General features: G+C 72.2%; 14 protein-coding genes. 7 read left to right on the top strand and 7 right to left on the bottom strand.

What is annotated here, in order from left to right; translation table 11 throughout:
• Positions 1–61: 61 nt before the first annotated feature.
• Complete coding sequence (locus tag IEY86_RS29095; RefSeq protein ID WP_189134874.1) at positions 62–670, top strand: GNAT family N-acetyltransferase; 609 nt, start codon at positions 62–64, stop codon at positions 668–670.
• Between the two features lie 147 nt (positions 671–817).
• Entirely contained in the window at positions 818–2008 is a 1191-nt protein-coding gene (locus tag IEY86_RS29090; RefSeq protein WP_189134873.1) for a winged helix-turn-helix domain-containing protein, read from the top strand.
• A 39-nt stretch (positions 2009–2047) separates the two neighbouring features.
• Here the strand turns inward: IEY86_RS29090 and IEY86_RS29085 are convergent, their stop codons facing one another.
• From IEY86_RS29085 to mtnA, 7 genes are all read right to left on the bottom strand, one after another.
• Complete coding sequence (locus IEY86_RS29085) at positions 2048–2773, bottom strand: response regulator (protein ID WP_189134872.1); 726 nt, start codon at positions 2771–2773, stop codon at positions 2048–2050.
• A gap of 180 nt (positions 2774–2953) precedes the next feature.
• Complete coding sequence (hpf, locus tag IEY86_RS29080; protein ID WP_189134924.1) at positions 2954–3631, bottom strand: ribosome hibernation-promoting factor, HPF/YfiA family; 678 nt, start codon at positions 3629–3631, stop codon at positions 2954–2956.
• Positions 3632–3945: 314 nt separating this feature from the next.
• Positions 3946–4737 carry a ComF family protein gene (locus IEY86_RS29075; protein ID WP_189134871.1) on the bottom strand — a complete coding sequence of 264 codons (792 nt, stop codon included), beginning with the start codon at positions 4735–4737 and terminating at the stop codon, positions 3946–3948.
• Between the two features lie 128 nt (positions 4738–4865).
• Positions 4866–6644: an LpqB family beta-propeller domain-containing protein gene (locus tag IEY86_RS29070; protein WP_189134870.1), complete on the bottom strand. Its 1779-nt coding sequence runs from the start codon at positions 6642–6644 to the stop codon at positions 4866–4868.
• Positions 6634–8814: an MtrAB system histidine kinase MtrB gene (gene mtrB, locus IEY86_RS29065; RefSeq protein WP_189134923.1), complete on the bottom strand. Its 2181-nt coding sequence runs from the start codon at positions 8812–8814 to the stop codon at positions 6634–6636. Before mtrB ends, IEY86_RS29070 begins: the two co-directional genes overlap by 11 nt.
• A gap of 106 nt (positions 8815–8920) precedes the next feature.
• Positions 8921–9598 carry a two-component system response regulator MtrA gene (gene mtrA, locus IEY86_RS29060; RefSeq protein ID WP_189134869.1) on the bottom strand — a complete coding sequence of 226 codons (678 nt, stop codon included), beginning with the start codon at positions 9596–9598 and terminating at the stop codon, positions 8921–8923.
• The gene (gene mtnA, locus IEY86_RS29055) at positions 9595–10719 is read right to left on the bottom strand and encodes an S-methyl-5-thioribose-1-phosphate isomerase (RefSeq protein WP_189134868.1); all 1125 of its coding nucleotides are present in this window, start codon (positions 10717–10719) and stop codon (positions 9595–9597) included. Before mtnA ends, mtrA begins: the two co-directional genes overlap by 4 nt.
• A 197-nt stretch (positions 10720–10916) precedes the next feature.
• Here mtnA and IEY86_RS29050 point away from each other — a divergent pair, with 197 nt between their 5' ends.
• From IEY86_RS29050 to IEY86_RS29030, 5 genes are read left to right on the top strand one after another with little or no spacing between them, the layout of a single operon-like run.
• Positions 10917–12299 (top strand): DUF7847 domain-containing protein, encoded by a 1383-nt coding sequence (locus IEY86_RS29050; protein WP_189134867.1) that lies wholly within the window; start codon positions 10917–10919, stop codon positions 12297–12299.
• Between the two features lie 4 nt (positions 12300–12303).
• Positions 12304–12972 (top strand): DUF4129 domain-containing protein, encoded by a 669-nt coding sequence (locus IEY86_RS29045; RefSeq protein ID WP_189134866.1) that lies wholly within the window; start codon positions 12304–12306, stop codon positions 12970–12972.
• Positions 12969–14171: a DUF4350 domain-containing protein gene (locus tag IEY86_RS29040; RefSeq protein WP_189134865.1), complete on the top strand. Its 1203-nt coding sequence runs from the start codon at positions 12969–12971 to the stop codon at positions 14169–14171. The genes IEY86_RS29045 and IEY86_RS29040 overlap by 4 nt, the downstream gene beginning before the upstream one ends.
• The gene (locus IEY86_RS29035; RefSeq protein WP_189134864.1) at positions 14168–15133 is read left to right on the top strand and encodes an AAA family ATPase; all 966 of its coding nucleotides are present in this window, start codon (positions 14168–14170) and stop codon (positions 15131–15133) included. Before IEY86_RS29040 ends, IEY86_RS29035 begins: the two co-directional genes overlap by 4 nt.
• A gap of 6 nt (positions 15134–15139) precedes the next feature.
• Positions 15140–16450 (top strand): DUF58 domain-containing protein, encoded by a 1311-nt coding sequence (locus IEY86_RS29030; RefSeq protein WP_189134863.1) that lies wholly within the window; start codon positions 15140–15142, stop codon positions 16448–16450.
• The last annotated feature ends 179 nt before the right edge of the window (positions 16451–16629 follow it).

Raw genomic sequence — 16629 nt, 5'->3', positions numbered from 1 at the left:
AGCCCGCGAGCACCCGCAAACCCCTTTCGGGGCAGGCGTCCGCCTGCGGAATACTCCGGTCATGGAACCCGTGACACTCGCCACCGACCGGCTCCTGCTGCGCCCCTTCGGCCCCGCGGACGCCGACGAGGTACTGCGCGCCTGCCAGAACGCCGACATCCAGCGCTGGACGACCGTCCCCTCACCCTATGAGCGGCGGCACGCCGAGGGGTTCGTCTCCGAGATCTCCCCGAACGGCTGGCGTGACGAAACGCTGTTCAATTTCGGCACCTTCACCAAGGACCGGGGCGAGCTCGTCTCCTCCGTCGGCCTGGTCGGGGTGGGAGGCCTTCGCACGGAGGGGCGCACAGCCGAGATCGGGTTCTGGACGGCGAAGGAGCAGCGCGGGCACGGCTACACCGTGGAGGCGGTCCTGGCGGTGGCGCGCTGGACGTTCACCGCGCTGGGCGCCGACCGCCTGGAGTGGTACGCGGAGGTCGGCAACGAGGGATCGCGCGCCGTGGCCGTCAAGGCGGGCTTCACGATGGAGGGCACTTTGCGCTCACGGCTGGTGCACCGCGGCACCCGCCGCGACGCCTGGACCGGCTCGCTCCTGCCCTCCGACCTGAGCCTGCCGGGACGCACACCGTACGTGCCGAGCCCGCGGCAGGGGCGGGGAGCGCTGCGGTAGCGACGGTGGCCGGCCCGCCTGGTCCGGCCGGGACCGGCCATGTGGGTACCGAACGGGGGCGGCGGGACGAAGGACACGAGGGGGAGGGGCGGGGGCGGGGGGAGGGGAGGGGGCCCCGTTGTCAGTGACGGCTTCTACCCTGCCCGCATGACCACCACCGTGCCCGCTCCGACCGTCACGCTGTCCGCCGACGACGCGCGCAGGATCGCCCTGCGTGCCCAGGGGCTGCTCGGCGCGCCCGACCGCAGGGCGGGGGTGCGGGGGATGCTGCGCCACCTCGGCGCGGTGCAGCTGGACACCATCTCCGTGCTGGCCCGCTCGCACGAGCTGGTGCCCTACGCCAGGCTGGGCGCCGTCGGGCGGGACGCGGTGGAGACGGCGTACTGGGGCTCGGGGGCGGCCTTCGAGTACTGGTCGCACGCCGCCTGTGTGCTGCCCATCGAGGAGTGGCCGCACTTCGCGTTCCGGCGGCGGGCCCGGCGCGCGCGGGGTCACCGCTGGCATGTCATGGAGGACGCCGACCGCTCGTGCGCGGCGGTGCTGGACCGGCTCGAGGCCGAAGGGCCACTGACCTCGACCGAGCTGGGCGGCGCGAAGAACGGCGGGCCGTGGTGGGACTGGTCCGAGACGAAGATCGCGGTGGAGTGGCTGCTCGACACCGGTGATGTCGTCTGCGCCCAGCGGCGCGGATGGAAGCGGGTCTACGACCTGGCGGAGCGGGCGGTGCCCGACGCGCTTCTCCACGACGACCTCGACGACCGCGAGTGCCTGCGTCGGCTGGTGGCGCTGGCCGGGCAGTCGCTGGGGGTGGCGACGCGCACCGATCTGGCGGACTACCACCGGCTCAGGAACGAGCAGGTGGACCTCGTGGTCGCCGATTCCGGTCTGGTGCCGGTGGCGGTCGAGGGCTGGGGCAAGGCGGCATGGGCGGACCCCGCGGCGCTGGAGATCGCCCCTCGCGGGCGGCACCGCACGACCCTGCTCTCCCCTTTCGACTCGCTGGTCTGGGACCGCGCCAGGACCGAGCGGGTGTTCGGCTTCACGCACCGGCTGGAGGCCTATGTGCCCAAGCCCAAGCGCGTCCACGGATACTTCGCGATGCCTCTGCTGGCGGGCGGCAGGCTGCTGGGCCGGGTGGACCCGGGGCGCGAGGGCCGGACGCTGATCGCCCGGCATGCCTCGCTGGAGACGCCCAAGGCGGTGCAGCCGATGGCCGCGGCGCTCCTGGAGGCCGCCCAGTGGGTGGGCTGCGAGGAGGTGCGGGTGGAGCGGGTGACCCCCGCCGAGCTGGCGGCTCCGCTCACGGCGGCGGTGGCCGAAGCCTCGGCCGCCATATGACGGACCCGCGCCGCTGGAAGGCGGCGGGATCCGCCGGCTCTATCTGATCTCGAGGATCTTCTCGCGCATGGCGTAGACGACCGCTTCCATGCGGGAGTGCAGCTGGAGCTTCTCCAGGATGTTGCGCACGTGGTTCTTCACCGTGTTCTCGCTGATGAAGAGCTCCTTGGCGATGTCGCGGTTGTTCATGCCCGTGGCCACGAGCTTGAGCACTTCGAGCTCGCGGTCGGTCAGCCGGGGCGCCGGAACCAGTCGCCGCTCGTCCGTGCGCTGGATCATCGACTTGAACTCGGTGAGGAGCTTCGACGCCATCGAGGGGCTGATCTGGGACTGGCCGTCCGCGACGGCCCGAATCGCGGTGGCGACCTCGTCCGTGGAGATCTCCTTGAGCAGGTAGCCGGTGGCTCCCGCCTTGATCGCCTCGTAGAGGTCGGCTTCCTCGTCGCTCATCGTGAGCATGATGATCTTGGCGCTGGGGGCGACCTCCTTGATGGAGGTACAGGCCTCGATCCCACCGCGCTTGGGCATCCTGACATCCATCAGGACGATGTCGGGAAGCAGGTCGGCGGCCTTGTCCACGGCCTCCGCGCCGTCCCCGGCCTCGCCGATGACCTGGATGTCCTCCTCCTGCGCCAGCACGATCTCCAGACCGCGCCTGAACAGGGCATGGTCGTCGACGACAAGGACCCGGATCGGCTCCTCCCGTGACGCCGCCCTCATGGGGCCGTCCTCCCCCACGGACGCGGGCTCGAAGCCGTCCGGCATCCGTTCCTCCCCCTAAGGCCAGTTCGGTGTGCCGCCATGATTCCACGTTCCAGCGGCAGTTCGGACTCCGGACGGTCACCCTTGGCCGTTCCATGAAGGACCCGGGGTGGCTGTGTGCGCACCCCGGGCCCTGTGGCATGCCCGGCGACCCGGCCGCCGCGGCGGGCGTCTCCGGCGGTTCTAGCCGCCCAGCGCCCCGCCTGCGCCCATGGGCGTGTCGTCACCGGCCGCGTCCGACTTCAGGTGGATCACACCGTAGTCGTATCCGTGCCGGCGGTAGACGACGCTCGGCTGTCCGGTGTCGGCGTCCACGAACAGGTAGAAGTCGTGCCCGACCAGCTCCATCTCGTAGAGGGCCTGGTCGAGCGCCATGGGTCCTGCGGCGTGGGTCTTCTCTCGGACCACGCAGGGCCCCTCGCCCGTGATCTCCAGCGATCCGACCCTGCGGGTCGGCACCTCGTCCTCTTTGGTGCTCTCTGCGATGTGGCCGTTGATCTCCGCTGCCAGCGGGGCGGTGGCCGCCGCGACGCTCATCGGGGTGCGGCTGCCGCCTCGGTGCACGCGGCGCTTGTCGGCCACCTTGCGCAGCCGGGCTTCCAGCTTCCCGACCGCCAGATCCAGCGCTGCGTACGGATCGCTAGCCGCGGCCTCCGCCCGGATGACCGGTCCACGACTGTGGCACGTGATCTCGACCCGGTCGGAACTCGCGGCCCGCCGAGGGTTGTGCTCCTTCGAGATCTCGACTTCGAGGCTGATCACCTTGCCGTCGAGCTTCTGGACCTTGTCCAGTTTCTCTGCCACGTGCTTGCGGAACCGCTCCGGCACCTCGGTCTTGCGACCCTTGACGACGATGTCCACGCAGAACTCCGATCGCTTGCTCTCCACCGGCGGGCACGCGGCCCGCTCGGCCTTGAGTTCCGTTGCAACCACCCGTCCCCCGATGCTGCCGGAGAGGGGCGGCGCAGCGGCTCTCACCTCCTCCTCCCCCACCGAGAAGATCGAAACCCATCCGAGTCGGATGAGTGCCGAAAGAGAGAGGATTCACCTTTCCGGCAGAAATCGCATTACCGGCAAGGTCGTGCATAGCACCCTTGCCTCTCCCTCCCGAACATAGCTCCAGTGGACGGGTGTCGGCACCCCCGGGAAGCGCACAACTCCCGCCGAGTGAATCCTCACTGCTCCGACCTGCACGGATGCCCGCCCGACCTGCGCGGACGCGCGTTCTCCGGCCCCTCTTTCCGGCCCTCGGCGCGAGCCCTGGCCACCGGGTAGTACGCGGCGGCGACGACCGCCGCGCCGATCACCCGCCCTCGGGCCCGCCGCACCGCGCGAGCCGCTTCCACCAGCGAGGCTCCAGTGGTGAGCAGGTCGTCGACCAGCACCACGGGACTGCCCGCCACGGATCCGGCCGCACGCGCTTCGAACGCCCCCGCCACGTTCGACAGCCTCGCCCGTGCGTCCAGTCCGGACTGGTCCCTCACTTCCCGGCGCTGCGCGAGCACGGCCGCGACCCGCACCGGCAGCCCGTCCCGCCGCAGCCGTGACGCCGCGGCGAGCGCGATCCGGCGCGTGGGGTCGTGTCCGCGCGCGGCCACCGACCGACGCGCGGAGGGCACCGGCACGAGCAGGACCCGTCCCTTCTCCCCGGGGCGCTCCCGCACGGCCTCGCGGACCGCGAGGGCCAGCGCCTGCCCCAGCGGCCGCGTGAGCGCCAGTGCGCCCCGCTCCTTGTGTGCCAGCAGCACCGCCCTGACCGGTTCCCAGTAACCGGCAGAGGCGTACACCGGTGGCAGCCCCCTCGGCGCGGGATCCGGGCGCACCCTGCGGGCACCCCTGCCGCACAGCGGCTCCAGGCAGCCGCCGCACAGCACGGCCCCGGGCCGACCGCACCCCGCGCATTCCATGGGCATGACCAGATCGGCCAGGCCCCCGCACCATTCCCGCGTGAGCCATGACTCGCGCATGGCCACCACTGTGCACGGCCCGGCCGACATCGCACCAGGGCCTGTGGAAAACTCGAGCAGGCGCCTGGAAAACCCCCCGCGGGTTTCGCCGCCCGGCGCCGTACGCCAGTCCCGGAGTGGGCCCGCGCCTACCCCGGGTAGACCGGGAACGAGCTGCCCTTGGGCGCGACCCGCTTCCAGTTGGCGTCCGGCGGGAGCTGGTAGATGCCCTCGGAGGTGTCCGCGAGGATCGGCTGCGCCTGGTCGGGGGAGGTCGCCACCGCGTTGACGCCGCTGATGGCGGGTAGCGTCGGCGCGAAGGGCATGGAGCCGTCGGTGTCCACGTACTGCATCTGCCGCACGCCTTCGGACTCCTGGCCGACCACCAGCAGCCTGCTCAGCCCCGCCCACGAGGCCGCCGCCACGTCCTCGAGCTGCGGGGCCACCTGCCGCAGGTCCTTAACCGAGATCTCCGGGTCACCGTGGCGCTGTCTGCGCTCGACGCGGCCGAGTTGCAGCACCGTGCGGTCCCCTTCGCGCACCAGCAGCGCGATCCGGGCTCCGTCGGGCGCCACCCGCAGGGCCTGGACGCGCCCCTTGGCGAGATCCGGCACGTCCACGGTGATCTGCTGGCCGTCGCGCAGCACCAGCAGCCGGGCGTTCTTCGGGTCCCGGTCGGCCACCCACAGGTCGCCGAGCCCGTCCCAGCTGGGCTGCGCGAGGCCGTCGTCCGGCTTGGCGGCCTTGCTGGTCAGCACCGGCTTTCCGAGCTCGGCCCCGTCCTGGAAGTCGGCCAGATAGAGCGCCTTGCCGTCGCGCCGCACCCCGGCCGCGGCCTTTCCGTCCGAGCGCACGGCCACGTAGCGAAGCCCCACCCGGCCATCACCGAACGGGCCGGGAACCTGCACAGCGCCCCCGCCCTGCTGCTCCAGGCTCCTCAGCCGGTGCTCGGCGTCGACGAAGAACAGCTTGTCCGCTGCGTCGAAGGCGCGCAGCGGGTCGTACTCGCGGGCCTGCCGCTCGGTGAGCGCGCACGCGTCCTTGTCGTTCTCGTCCGCCAGTTCCACGAACTTGACCTTGGTGGCCGCCTCCTCCTGGACGGTCCTGAGGACCTGGGCGGCCATCCACTCGCACTGCCGCTCGGGGGTGCCGCCCAGTCCGTTGAGCCGTACCCGCAGCCGATCGGTGTCGCCGAGTTCGATCCCGGCCAGGGTGGTGCCCTCGGGGATCCTCGAGGCCACCACCGGCGAGAGCCAGTCGGTGGGCCCGTCGAGGAGCGACCTCACCGCGGACTTGATGGGGTCTATCCCCTTGCGCAGGTACACCGGATCGGGGACCAGGACGTCAGGGTCGGCCGTGGCGGCGAAGTAGTACATATTGACCGAGCGGTAGACGCGCTGGAAGTCGGGCTGGCTGAAGACGAGGCCGTTGGGCAGGTCCTTGATCCGCCACTGCCCCCGTTCCTTCTTCAGGCTGAAGGTCGCGTGGTACGCCTCTTTGTCTGGTTTGTATGCGTGCTTGCTGTCAACGGCCGCGGCCTTGTCACCCGACAGGTCGATCTGCGCCGACGCGTCGGGGGCGGGCTCCCGGCGGTTGACGAACCGCAGGAGCGGGCTTCCCGTGAGCACCGTGATGCCCGCCTCGGGGTTCCACTCCTTGGCCGTCTCCTTGGCCAGGTACAGGCGGGCGGTGTCGTAGTTGGCCTCGTCGCTGGTGGTCGCTTCCAGGAAGCCGTGGACGACGGCCATGGGGTCGTCGTCCTTCTGCGGCTTGACTCCGATGATCCGCACCTGCGACTCGGCGTCCGTGCGCGGGGACTCGGTCACCTTCTCCACCGACCCGGTGTCGGGCATGGAGGCACAGCCGGTCACCAGGAGCAAGGTGGCGAGCGGGGCGCTCCACAGCGCGCGACGGCGATCAGCGGGCATGGTGCTCGTCCCCTTCCTGGATGCGCTCGGCGTCCTTCGGGCGGTCCCCGTCGCGCGTGCCGTCCCCGTCGCGCATGCCGTCCTCGTCGTTCGGGCGGTCCCCGTTGTACGTGCGGCCCTCGTCCTTCGGGCGCCGCTCGTCAGGGCGCTGGGGTGCCGGCTCGGTCGGGGCGGGCGGCTCGGTCGGGGCAGGCGGGGCGGGCGGGGCGGGCGGGGCGGGGGGCTCGGTCGGGGCGGGCGGGGCGGGGGGCTCGGTCGGGGCGGGCGGACCGGGCGGGGCGGCCCGCCCGACGACGCGGGAGACGGTCCCGCCATTGCCGTTGTCCGCGTTGGGCACCGCGGTCGGGGCGGCGGAGGGCGGCGGCGGATGGGCGGCCCCGAGGGGCTGCGGGACGGGTATCGGCCCGCGTCGCGCCGCGTCCGACACCGCCGAGGCGCCGGCCGGGACCGTCCGGCGGTTGGGCGCGCCGGAGGTGTTGAGGCCGCGGTTGCGGCGGGAGTCCTTGGGCTCCAGGGGCAGCGGGGAGCCGCGCAGTACGCCTCCGACGGCGACCGGCAGGGTCATCCGGAACTGCGAACCGCCGCCCGGCTCGCCCCACGCCTGGAGCCAGCCGCCGTGCAGGCGCGCGTCCTCCAGGGCGATCGACAGGCCCAGGCCCGTGCCGCCGGTGGTGCGAGCGCGCGCCGGGTCGGCGCGCCAGAACCGGTTGAACACCCGCGAGGCCTCGCCCGGCTTGAGCCCCACGCCGTAGTCGCGCACCGCGATCGCCACGGCGGAGGAGTCCGCGGACACGGCGAGCTGCACGATCACGTCGCGGCCCTCGCCGTGCTCGACGGCGTTGACGACGAGGTTGCGCAGGACGCGCTCGACGCGCCTGGGGTCGACCTCGGCGACGACCGGCGCTCCCGCTCCCCGTACGACCAGGGTCGTTCCCTTGCGCTCGGCCAGCGGCTCGGCGCCCTCGACCACCCGGTTGACGACGTTGCGCAGATCCACGGGCTCGGCCTCCAGCGCGGCGGCGCCAGCGTCGAAGCGGCTGATCTCCAAAAGCTCGGACAGCAGCGACTCGAACCGGTCGAGCTGGTTGCCCAGCAGCTCCGCCGAGCGGGCGGTCACCGGGTCGAAGTCCTCGCGGGCGTCGTAGATGACGTCCGCGGCCATGCGCACCGTGGTCAGCGGGGTGCGCAGCTCGTGCGAGACGTCGGAGACGAAGCGGCGCTGCATCCGGGACAGGTCCTCGAGCTGCTGGATCTTGATCTGGAGGTTCTGCGCCATCTTGTTGAACGACTCCCCCAGCCGGGCGATGTCGTCCTCCCCGGAGACCTTCATCCGCTCCTGGAGGCGCCCGGCCGCGAGCCGCTCGGCGATCCGCGCCGCCATCCGCACGGGCGTGACCACCTGCCGCACGACGAGCCAGGCGATGGCGCCGAGCAGGACGACGACGAAGACGCCCGCGGTCGCCAGGGTGCCCTTGACCAGGTTGAGCGTGTCCTCCTCCTGGGTGAACGGGAAGAGGTAGTACAGCTGGTACGGCTTGTTGTTGACGTCGCGCAGCTGCTTGCCGATCACCAGCGCCGCCTCACGGCTCTTGCTGCCGTCCCGCTTGATCGACCAGGACTGGATGTGCATGTTCAGGCTGTCGCTGTCGATGGCCGCGCGCATCTCCTTGGAGATGCTCCCCTCCGGGTCGACATGGCCCGTCGTACGGGGGCTGCGGCTGCCGGAGACCGCGTCGTCGAGCCCCTGGCCCTGCGGGTCGGAGCTGAGCGCCACCACGGCGTACAGGCCCTGGCCACCGCTGGCCAGCTGCTCGACCAGGTCGTTGAGCCAGGTGCCGGACTCCACGGTGCCGCCGTCGGCGGTGCCTGCGGTGCCCCCGCCGGGCGGCTGGGCACGCGCGTCACGAGAGGCGGCGTCCGCCCGGTCCTGGGCAGCCTTGAACCCGCCCAGGGCCTGGCTCTGGGCGGACTGGCGCTTGGCGTCGAGAAGCCCGTTGCGGACCTGCCCGATGACGACCACACCGAGCAGGAGCACCACGCCGAGGGAGAGCAGCAAGGTGGTGGCGACCACCCTGAGCTGGATGGAACGCCGCCACGCCCGCACCGCGACGCGCACCGGCCGCCGTACGTACCGGATGAGCGAGCGCAGCAGGGGAAGCACCCCGCCCATCGGGTCGGGGTAGCGGCTCTCCAGCAGCGCCCGTGCCTCGGCCGCCCGCCGCTCCGCCGGTCCGGGGCCGTCCCCGGTCTCGGCGGATTCGTGCTGCCCGGTCACCTCAGCCCGGTCCCGCCTTGTATCCGACGCCGCGCACGGTCACCACGATCTCGGGGCGCTCCGGGTCCTTCTCGACCTTGGAGCGCAGCCGCTGCACATGCACATTGACCAGGCGTGTGTCGGCGGCGTGCCGGTAGCCCCAGACCTGCTCGAGCAGCACCTCCCGGGTGAAGACCTGCCACGGTTTGCGGGCGAGCGCCACCAGCAGGTCGAACTCCAAAGGCGTCAGGGCGATGGTCTGCCCGTCCCGCTTGACCGAGTGGCCGGCCACATCGATGACCAGGTCACCGATGGCGAGCTGCTCGGGTGTGGGTTCCTCGGCGCGGCGCAGCCGGGCACGCACGCGCGCCACGAGCTCCTTGGGTTTGAACGGCTTGATGACGTAGTCGTCGGCCCCGGACTCCAGGCCCACCACCACGTCCACCGTGTCGCTCTTGGCGGTGAGCATGACGATCGGCACCCCGGACTCGGCGCGGATCTGGCGGCAAACGTCGATGCCGTCCCGGCCGGGGAGCATCAGGTCGAGCAGGACCAGGTCCGGCTTGGTCTCACGGAAAGCGGCCAGGGCCTTGTCGCCGTCGGACACGAACGACGGCTCAAAACCCTCCCCGCGGAGCACGATGCCGAGCATCTCGGCCAGTGCGGTGTCGTCATCGACGATCAGGACACGTCCCTTCATATCTTCATCGTCTCATTACCCGATCGTGACCTGTCGCACAGGCTGGCCAGTCCCTCCGCCTCAATGGGGGACAGAACTCCATTTTCGGTAACAATCGCAGTGATGAGCTCGGGCGGTGTGACATCGAACGCGGGGTTGTACGCCTGGGCTCCCAGGGGAGCCAGCGGGAACCCGCCCCCGCCGGAGGGAGGAAATTCGGTCACTTCGTGGGCCGCCCGCCGCTCGACCTCGATGGACGCCCCCTCGGGCGTGTCCAGGTCAACGGTGGTCATGGGAGCCACCACCACGAACGGCACCTCGTGGTGCTTGGCCAGCACCGCCAGCGGGTAGCTGCCCACCTTGTTCGCCGTGCTGCCGTCCGCCGCGATCCGGTCGGCGCCTATGAGCACCGCGTCCACCATGCCCGCCGCGAACAGCGAGCCGGCCGCGTTGTCCGCCAGCACCGTGTACGGCATCTCGTGCCGCGCCGCCTCGTACCCGGTCAGGCGCGCCCCCTGCAGGAGCGGCCTCGTCTCGTCCACCCACAGCCGGCGCAGCTGTCCGGCCCGGTGCGCCGCCAGGGCCACCGCGAAAGCCGTGCCCTCGCCGCCGGAGACCAGCACGCCCGTGTTGCAGTGCGTGAGGATCCGGTAGCCGCCGCCCGGCACCAGCCGCTCCAGCAGCTCCAGGCCCGAGCGGGCCATCGACCGGCTCGCCTCCGCGTCCTCGCGGTGCAGCTCCCTCGCCACGGCCAGGGCCGCCGCGGCCGCCGCCTCCAGGCTCTTGCCGGCGCGCAGAGCGGCGGTGTGCGCCTTCGACGCCCGCCGCACACCCCGGGCGAGGTTCACCGCGGTCGGCCTGGCGTGCGCCAGCAACTCGGCCGCCTCGCCGACGTCGAACCCGCGGGCCGCCGCCAGCGCCACCCCGTACGCCCCCGCCAGCCCCAGCAGGGGCGCTCCCCGAACCGTCAGGGACCGGATGGCGTCGACGAGGGTGTGCACATCCGTGCAGACCAGCTCCACCTCCTGCGCCGGAAGCCTGGTCTGGTCCAGCAGCACCAGCACAGGGCCCTCCGGTGGCTCCTCCCATCGCAGGACCGGAACGTCGGCGGACAGGGGCTTGGGAGAGGGGTCAGCAGCCATTTCACCAGTCTGCCCTCTCCTACCCGCCGGTTTGAATGGTGCCGACCGCCCCGGAGCGCTGCGGAACCGGAGCCGGGCCCGCCGCGCGGGCCCCGGGTGCACCGCCCACGCTCCCGGGTAGGAGCCGGACAGGCCATGGCACGATGGGGCGCACCGGCGTCACCAGGTGGCCGGAAACATCAGAAGGAGCAGCAGCGATGACGGACACTCCGGGCTGGGCCTCGCCCTCCCCGTCGCCGGACGACGACGCCCCGGACTCTTCCGACAAGGCTGCGCCCCAGCCCCCTGGCCCCCAGGACTCCCAATCTCACCAACAGCACCAGCCGCACGAGCCGCACCAGCCCGGGACGCCGTCGGACCCGCCACCGAACTGGTCGAAGGCCCAGCCGCCGCGCGCCGACTGGACCACCCCCGGATGGGGCGGCCCGCAGGCCCCCGGCGGGGTGGGCGGCGGAGGCCATCAGCCGCCCCCCGGATGGGGTGCCTCGCCCGGCTGGGGCGCCTCACCCGGATGGGGCGGCCAGCCCCCGTTCCATCAGCACTGGGGCAACCACCCCCAGGCCGCCAAGCCCGGCGTCATCCCGCTGCGGCCGCTGGGGGTGGGCGAGATCCTCGACGGGGCCGTCTCCACGATGCGTGCGCACTGGCGCACCGTCCTCGGCGTCGCCCTGGTCGTCGCGCTCGTCACCCAGACCGTGAGCACCCTCGCCACCTGGTGGATGTTCAGCGGCTTCGACGCCAAGCTCAACGACCTCGACAACAACCCCGACCCCTCGGTCAGCGACGTCATGAGCGTCTTCAGCGCCATGTTCGCCGGGCTCGGCTTCGCCCAGCTGGTCAACCTCCTCGGCACCCTCGTCGTGACCGCGATGCTCACCATGGTCGTCAGCCGCTCCGTGCTCGGCCGCCCGGTCAACGCCGGTGAGGCCTGGAAGGACGCCAAGCCCCAGCTCCTCAAGCTCCTCGGCCTCACCCTGCTCATGCCGCTGATCGTCGTGGCCGTCCTCGGTGTCGCGGCAGTGCCCGGAGTCGTCGCCCTGGCCGCGGGCTCCGAGCCGCTCGCCGCCACCCTCTTCATCCTCGGCGCGCTCGCCGCGGTGGGCGTCGCCGGGTGGCTGCTCGTCCGCTTCAGCCTCGCCCCGCCCGCCCTGATGCTGGAGAAGCAGGGCGTGGCCAAGTCGATGGCCCGCTCGGCAAAGCTGGTGCGCGGCTCCTGGTGGCGCGTCTTCGGTGTCCTCGTCCTCACCGCGATCATCACCATGGTCATCTCGAGCATCGTGCAGACGCCGTTCACGGTGGGCTCGCTCCTCGTCGGAGGCGACACCATGGGCGGCCTCTTCAGCGGTGAGTCCACCGGCGACCTGAGCCTGGCCTCGCTCACCATCACCGGCATCGGCGCGGCCATCGGCATGACCGTCACCTTCCCGATCAGCGCGGGCGTCACCGCGCTGCTCTACATCGACCAGCGCATCCGCCGGGAAGCCCTCGACATCGACCTCGCCCGGGCCGCCGGGGTGTCCGGGTACGAGTCCCCGGGCAGCACCCAGCCCCGGACCGACGCCGCAGCCCCCGGGAACTGACACGGTGACCGGGGGCCTGGCGAACTTCGCACTCACCGACGACCTGCCGGTCACCATCCCGCGCGATCCTGCCCGCGAGGCGGCCGAGCGGGAGCTGTCCAAGCCGATCTACCACGAGCACGACCCCAACCTCGTCCAGCGCGCCATCGACTGGTTCTGGAACAGGGTCGGCAGCCTGCTCGACGCCGCCGCCGGAGCCACCCCCGGAGGCTGGGTGGGCCTGCTCGTTGTCGCCGTCCTCGTCGTCATCGCCCTGATCGCCCTGCGTCTGCACCTCGGCCGGATCCGCACACCCGGCGGCGAGCGCGAAGCGGTGTTCGACACCCGGCCCCGCACCGCCGCGGAGCACCGCGCGGCCTCGGAGGCCCACGCCGCCCGCGACGAATGGGACGACGCCGTACGCGAACGCATGCGCGCCATCGTCCGCGGCCTGGAGGAACGAGCCCTGCTCGACCCCCGCCCCGGCCGCACCGCCGACGAGGCGGCCAACGAGGCCGGACGGTCCCTGCCCGACCTCCGCACCCGGCTGCGCGCCGCCGCCCGCGCCTTCGACGACGTCAGCTACGGCGGCCGCCACGCCACCGAGAACGCCTACCGCGAACTACGCGAACTCGACACGGACCTCGAACGTGCCCGGCCCCGCCTGACCACCACCGGCGGTGCCCCCGCGTGACCACCGACACCTCCACCTCCCCCTCACTCGGGTGCACCTCGCTCGCGCCGACCGCACGCCACCTGTGGACCCGCTCCCGGGGCCTGCTCGCGGCGCTCGCCATCGTCCTGGTCTTCGGCGTCGCCTACGCCGCCTTCCGCTCGGGTGAGCACCACGGCCGGCTCGACCCGCGCTCCCCCGACCGCTACGGCAGCCGGGCCGTCGCCCAACTCCTTCTCCAACGCGGTGTGCACGTCGACGTCGTCACCTCCGCGGCCGACGCCGCCGCGAAGGCCGGCCCCGACACCACCGTCCTTGTCACCGCCCCCGATCTGCTCCCCCCTCCCCAGCTCTCCGCACTCCACGACGCCACCGCTGGAAGCGGCGGCCGCACCGTCCTGCTCGAACCCGGCCCCGCGTCCCTGTCCGTGCTCGCGCCCGCGGCGCAGGCCATCGCCCCGGCCGACGTCCGCGCCCGCGCCCCCGGATGCCGCCTCCCCGAGGCCGAGCGCGCCGGCAAGGCCGAACTCGGCGGCATCGCCTATGAGACGGCCGCGCCCGGCGCCGACTCCTGCTACCGCTCCGGCGGCCACCCCTCCCTCGTGCGCCTGCCGGACAGCGCCGGAAAGGGCGACACCGTCGTCCTCGGCGCCCCCGACGCCCTCTACAACCGCCGCCTGGACAAGCAGGGCAACGCCTCCCTCGCCCTCCAACTCCTCGGCCGGCATCCCCGCCTCGTCTGGTACCTCCCCTCGCTCAGCGACAACTCCGTGGGCGCCGCGCGGCAACGCGGCTTCCTCGACCTCGTCCCGGGCGGCTGGATCTGGGGCGGGCTCCAACTCGCCGTCGCCGTCGCCGTCGCTGCCCTGTGGAGGGCACGGCGACTCGGCCCCGTCGTGGCCGAACCCCTGCCGGTGACCGTTCGCGCCGCCGAAGCCACCGAAGGCCGGGCCCGCCTGTACCGGCGGGGCAACGCCCGCCCCAGAGCAGCGGAAGCACTGCGCCGGGCCGCCCGAGCACGACTGGCACCGCTCGTCGGCGTCCCCCCGACCCGGGCCCACGACACCGAGGCGCTGGTGGCCGCCGTCGCCGCCCACTCGGGCACACCGGGGCCGGAAGTACGCTCCCTCCTGTACGGCCCCGCCCCCGGCGACGACGCCGCGCTCATCCGTCTGGCCGACCGACTCGACCATCTGGAAAGGCAGGTACGAACCACGTGACCGCCCCCACCGCCGATAGCGCCCGAGCCTCCCTGGAAGCCTTGCGCTCCGAGATCGCCAAGGCTGTGGTCGGCCAGGACCCGGCCGTCACAGGACTGGTCGTCGCCCTGCTGTGCCGGGGCCACGTGCTTCTCGAAGGCGTCCCCGGAGTCGCCAAGACCCTGCTCGTCCGCACCCTTGCCGCAGCGCTCCAACTCCAGACCAAACGCGTCCAGTTCACCCCCGATCTGATGCCCGGTGACGTCACCGGCTCCCTGGTCTACGACGCGCGCACCGCCGAGTTCTCCTTTCAGCCCGGCCCGGTCTTCACCAACCTCCTGCTCGCGGACGAGATCAACCGCACCCCGCCCAAGACGCAGGCGTCACTCCTGGAGGCGATGGAGGAACGCCAGGTCTCGGTGGACGGCATCCCCCGCCCGCTGCCCGAGCCCTTCCTCGTGGCCGCCACCCAGAACCCCGTCGAGTACGAGGGCACCTATCCGCTGCCCGAGGCACAACTCGACCGCTTTCTGCTGAAGTTGATCCTTCCTCTCCCCGGCCGCAACGACGAGATCCGCGTCCTCACCCGCCACAGCGAGGGCTTCAGCCCCCGCGACCTCGAAGCGGCAGGCGTCAAGGCCGTCGCCGGCCCGGTGGACCTCGACGCCGCCCGCGCCGCCGTGGCCGAGGTGACCGTCTCCCCGGAGATCATCGGCTACGTCGTGGACCTGTGCCGTGCCACCCGTGAATCCCCGTCACTCACCCTCGGTGTCTCCCCCCGAGGAGCGACGGCGCTGCTCGCCACCTCACGGGCGTGGGCCTGGCTCACCGGACGTGACTACGTCACCCCCGACGACGTCAAGGCCCTCGCCCTCCCGACACTCCGTCACCGTGTGCAGCTGCGGCCCGAAGCGGAGATGGAAGGCGTCACCGCCGACTCCGTCGTCAACTCGATCCTCGCCCACGTCCCCGTCCCGCGCTGACCTGCCATGGCCATCACCGGACGCACCGCCCTCCTCGCAGCCCTCGGGGCACTCTTCGTCGGTCTCCTCCTTCCGGGGTGGACGGGCCTGCTCGCCGTGGAGGGCACCCTGCTCCTCGGTGTCCTCATCGACATGGTTCTGGCAGGCAGGGTCCGCACCCTTCAACTCTCCCGCTCCGGTGACACATCGGTCCGCCTCGGCGAACAGGCCCATGTCACTTTGACCGTGGGAAATCCCGGACGCCGCCCGCTGCAAGCCCACCTCAGGGATGCCTGGCCCCCCAGCAGTTGGGAACCCGGCACCGAAATGGCCGCGTCCCGGCACCGGTTGACCGTGCCACCGGGCGAGCGACGCCGCGTCACCACGGTGCTGCGTCCGACCCGGCGCGGGGACCGCCAGGCCCACCGCGTCACCATCCGCTCCCTCGGCCCGCTCGGGCTCGCCGCACGCCAGGGCTCTCATCGCTCGCCCTGGACGATCCGTGTGCTCCCTCCGTTCGCCAGCCGCAAACACCTCCCCTCGAAGCTGGCCCGCCTACGGGAACTCGACGGCCGGACATCTCTCCTGATCCGCGGTCAGGGCACCGAGTTCGACTCGCTGCGCGAGTACATCCCCGGAGACGACACCCGGTCCATCGACTGGCGGGCCACCGCCCGCCGCTCCGCGGTCGCCGTCAGGACCTGGCGTCCCGAACGCGACCGGCACATCCTCATCGTCCTCGACACCGGCCGCACCTCGGCCGGCCGCGTGGGCGACGCCCCTCGCCTGGACGCCGCTCTCGACTCCGCGCTACTCCTGGCCGCACTCGCATCCAAAGCAGGCGACCGCGTCGACCTGCTCGCCTACGACCGCCGCGTCCGTGCGTCGGTCCAAGGCCGCTCCGCCACCGAACTGCTTCCATCACTGGTCAACGCCATGGCCGGACTCGAACCCCAGCTGATCGAATCCGACGCCCGCGGAATGGCGGCCACGATCCTTCATCGCGCGCCGCACCGCTCACTCGTCGTCCTTCTCACGGGACTGGACACGGCCCCCGTCGACGAGGGGCTGCTACCGGTCCTGCCTCAGCTCACGCATCGCCATGAAGTGCTCATCGCATCTGTCGCCGACCCGCGCCTGGACGAGATGGCACAAGCCCGCGGCTCTCTCGAAGGTGTCTACGAGGCCGCTGCCGCGGAACAGGCCCGGGCGGACCGTCGCCGAACCGCCCAGCGGCTGGGCCGCCACGGCGTCACCGTCGTGGATGCGTCACCCAGCGCTCTGCCCCCCGCCCTCGCGGACGCCTATCTTGCCTTGAAGGCTAGCGGACGCCTCTGACAACGCCGTGGGACGGACGCCTGTGGGGACGGACGGACGCGGGGACGGACGTGGGGACCGTGGGGACCGACGTGGGGCAGCTCGGGCTCCAAACGCAAAAAGCTCCGGCTCCCGCGATCCTGAAAGGACCGGGGAGCCGGAGCTCAACAATTGTTCGGCGGCGTCCTACTCTCCCACAG

The organism is Wenjunlia tyrosinilytica, from assembly GCF_014646055.1.
Lineage (GTDB): Bacteria > Actinomycetota > Actinomycetes > Streptomycetales > Streptomycetaceae > Wenjunlia > Wenjunlia tyrosinilytica.
The sequence above is the reverse complement of the archived record's forward strand: the minus strand, read 5'-3'. Positions and strand labels throughout refer to the sequence as shown.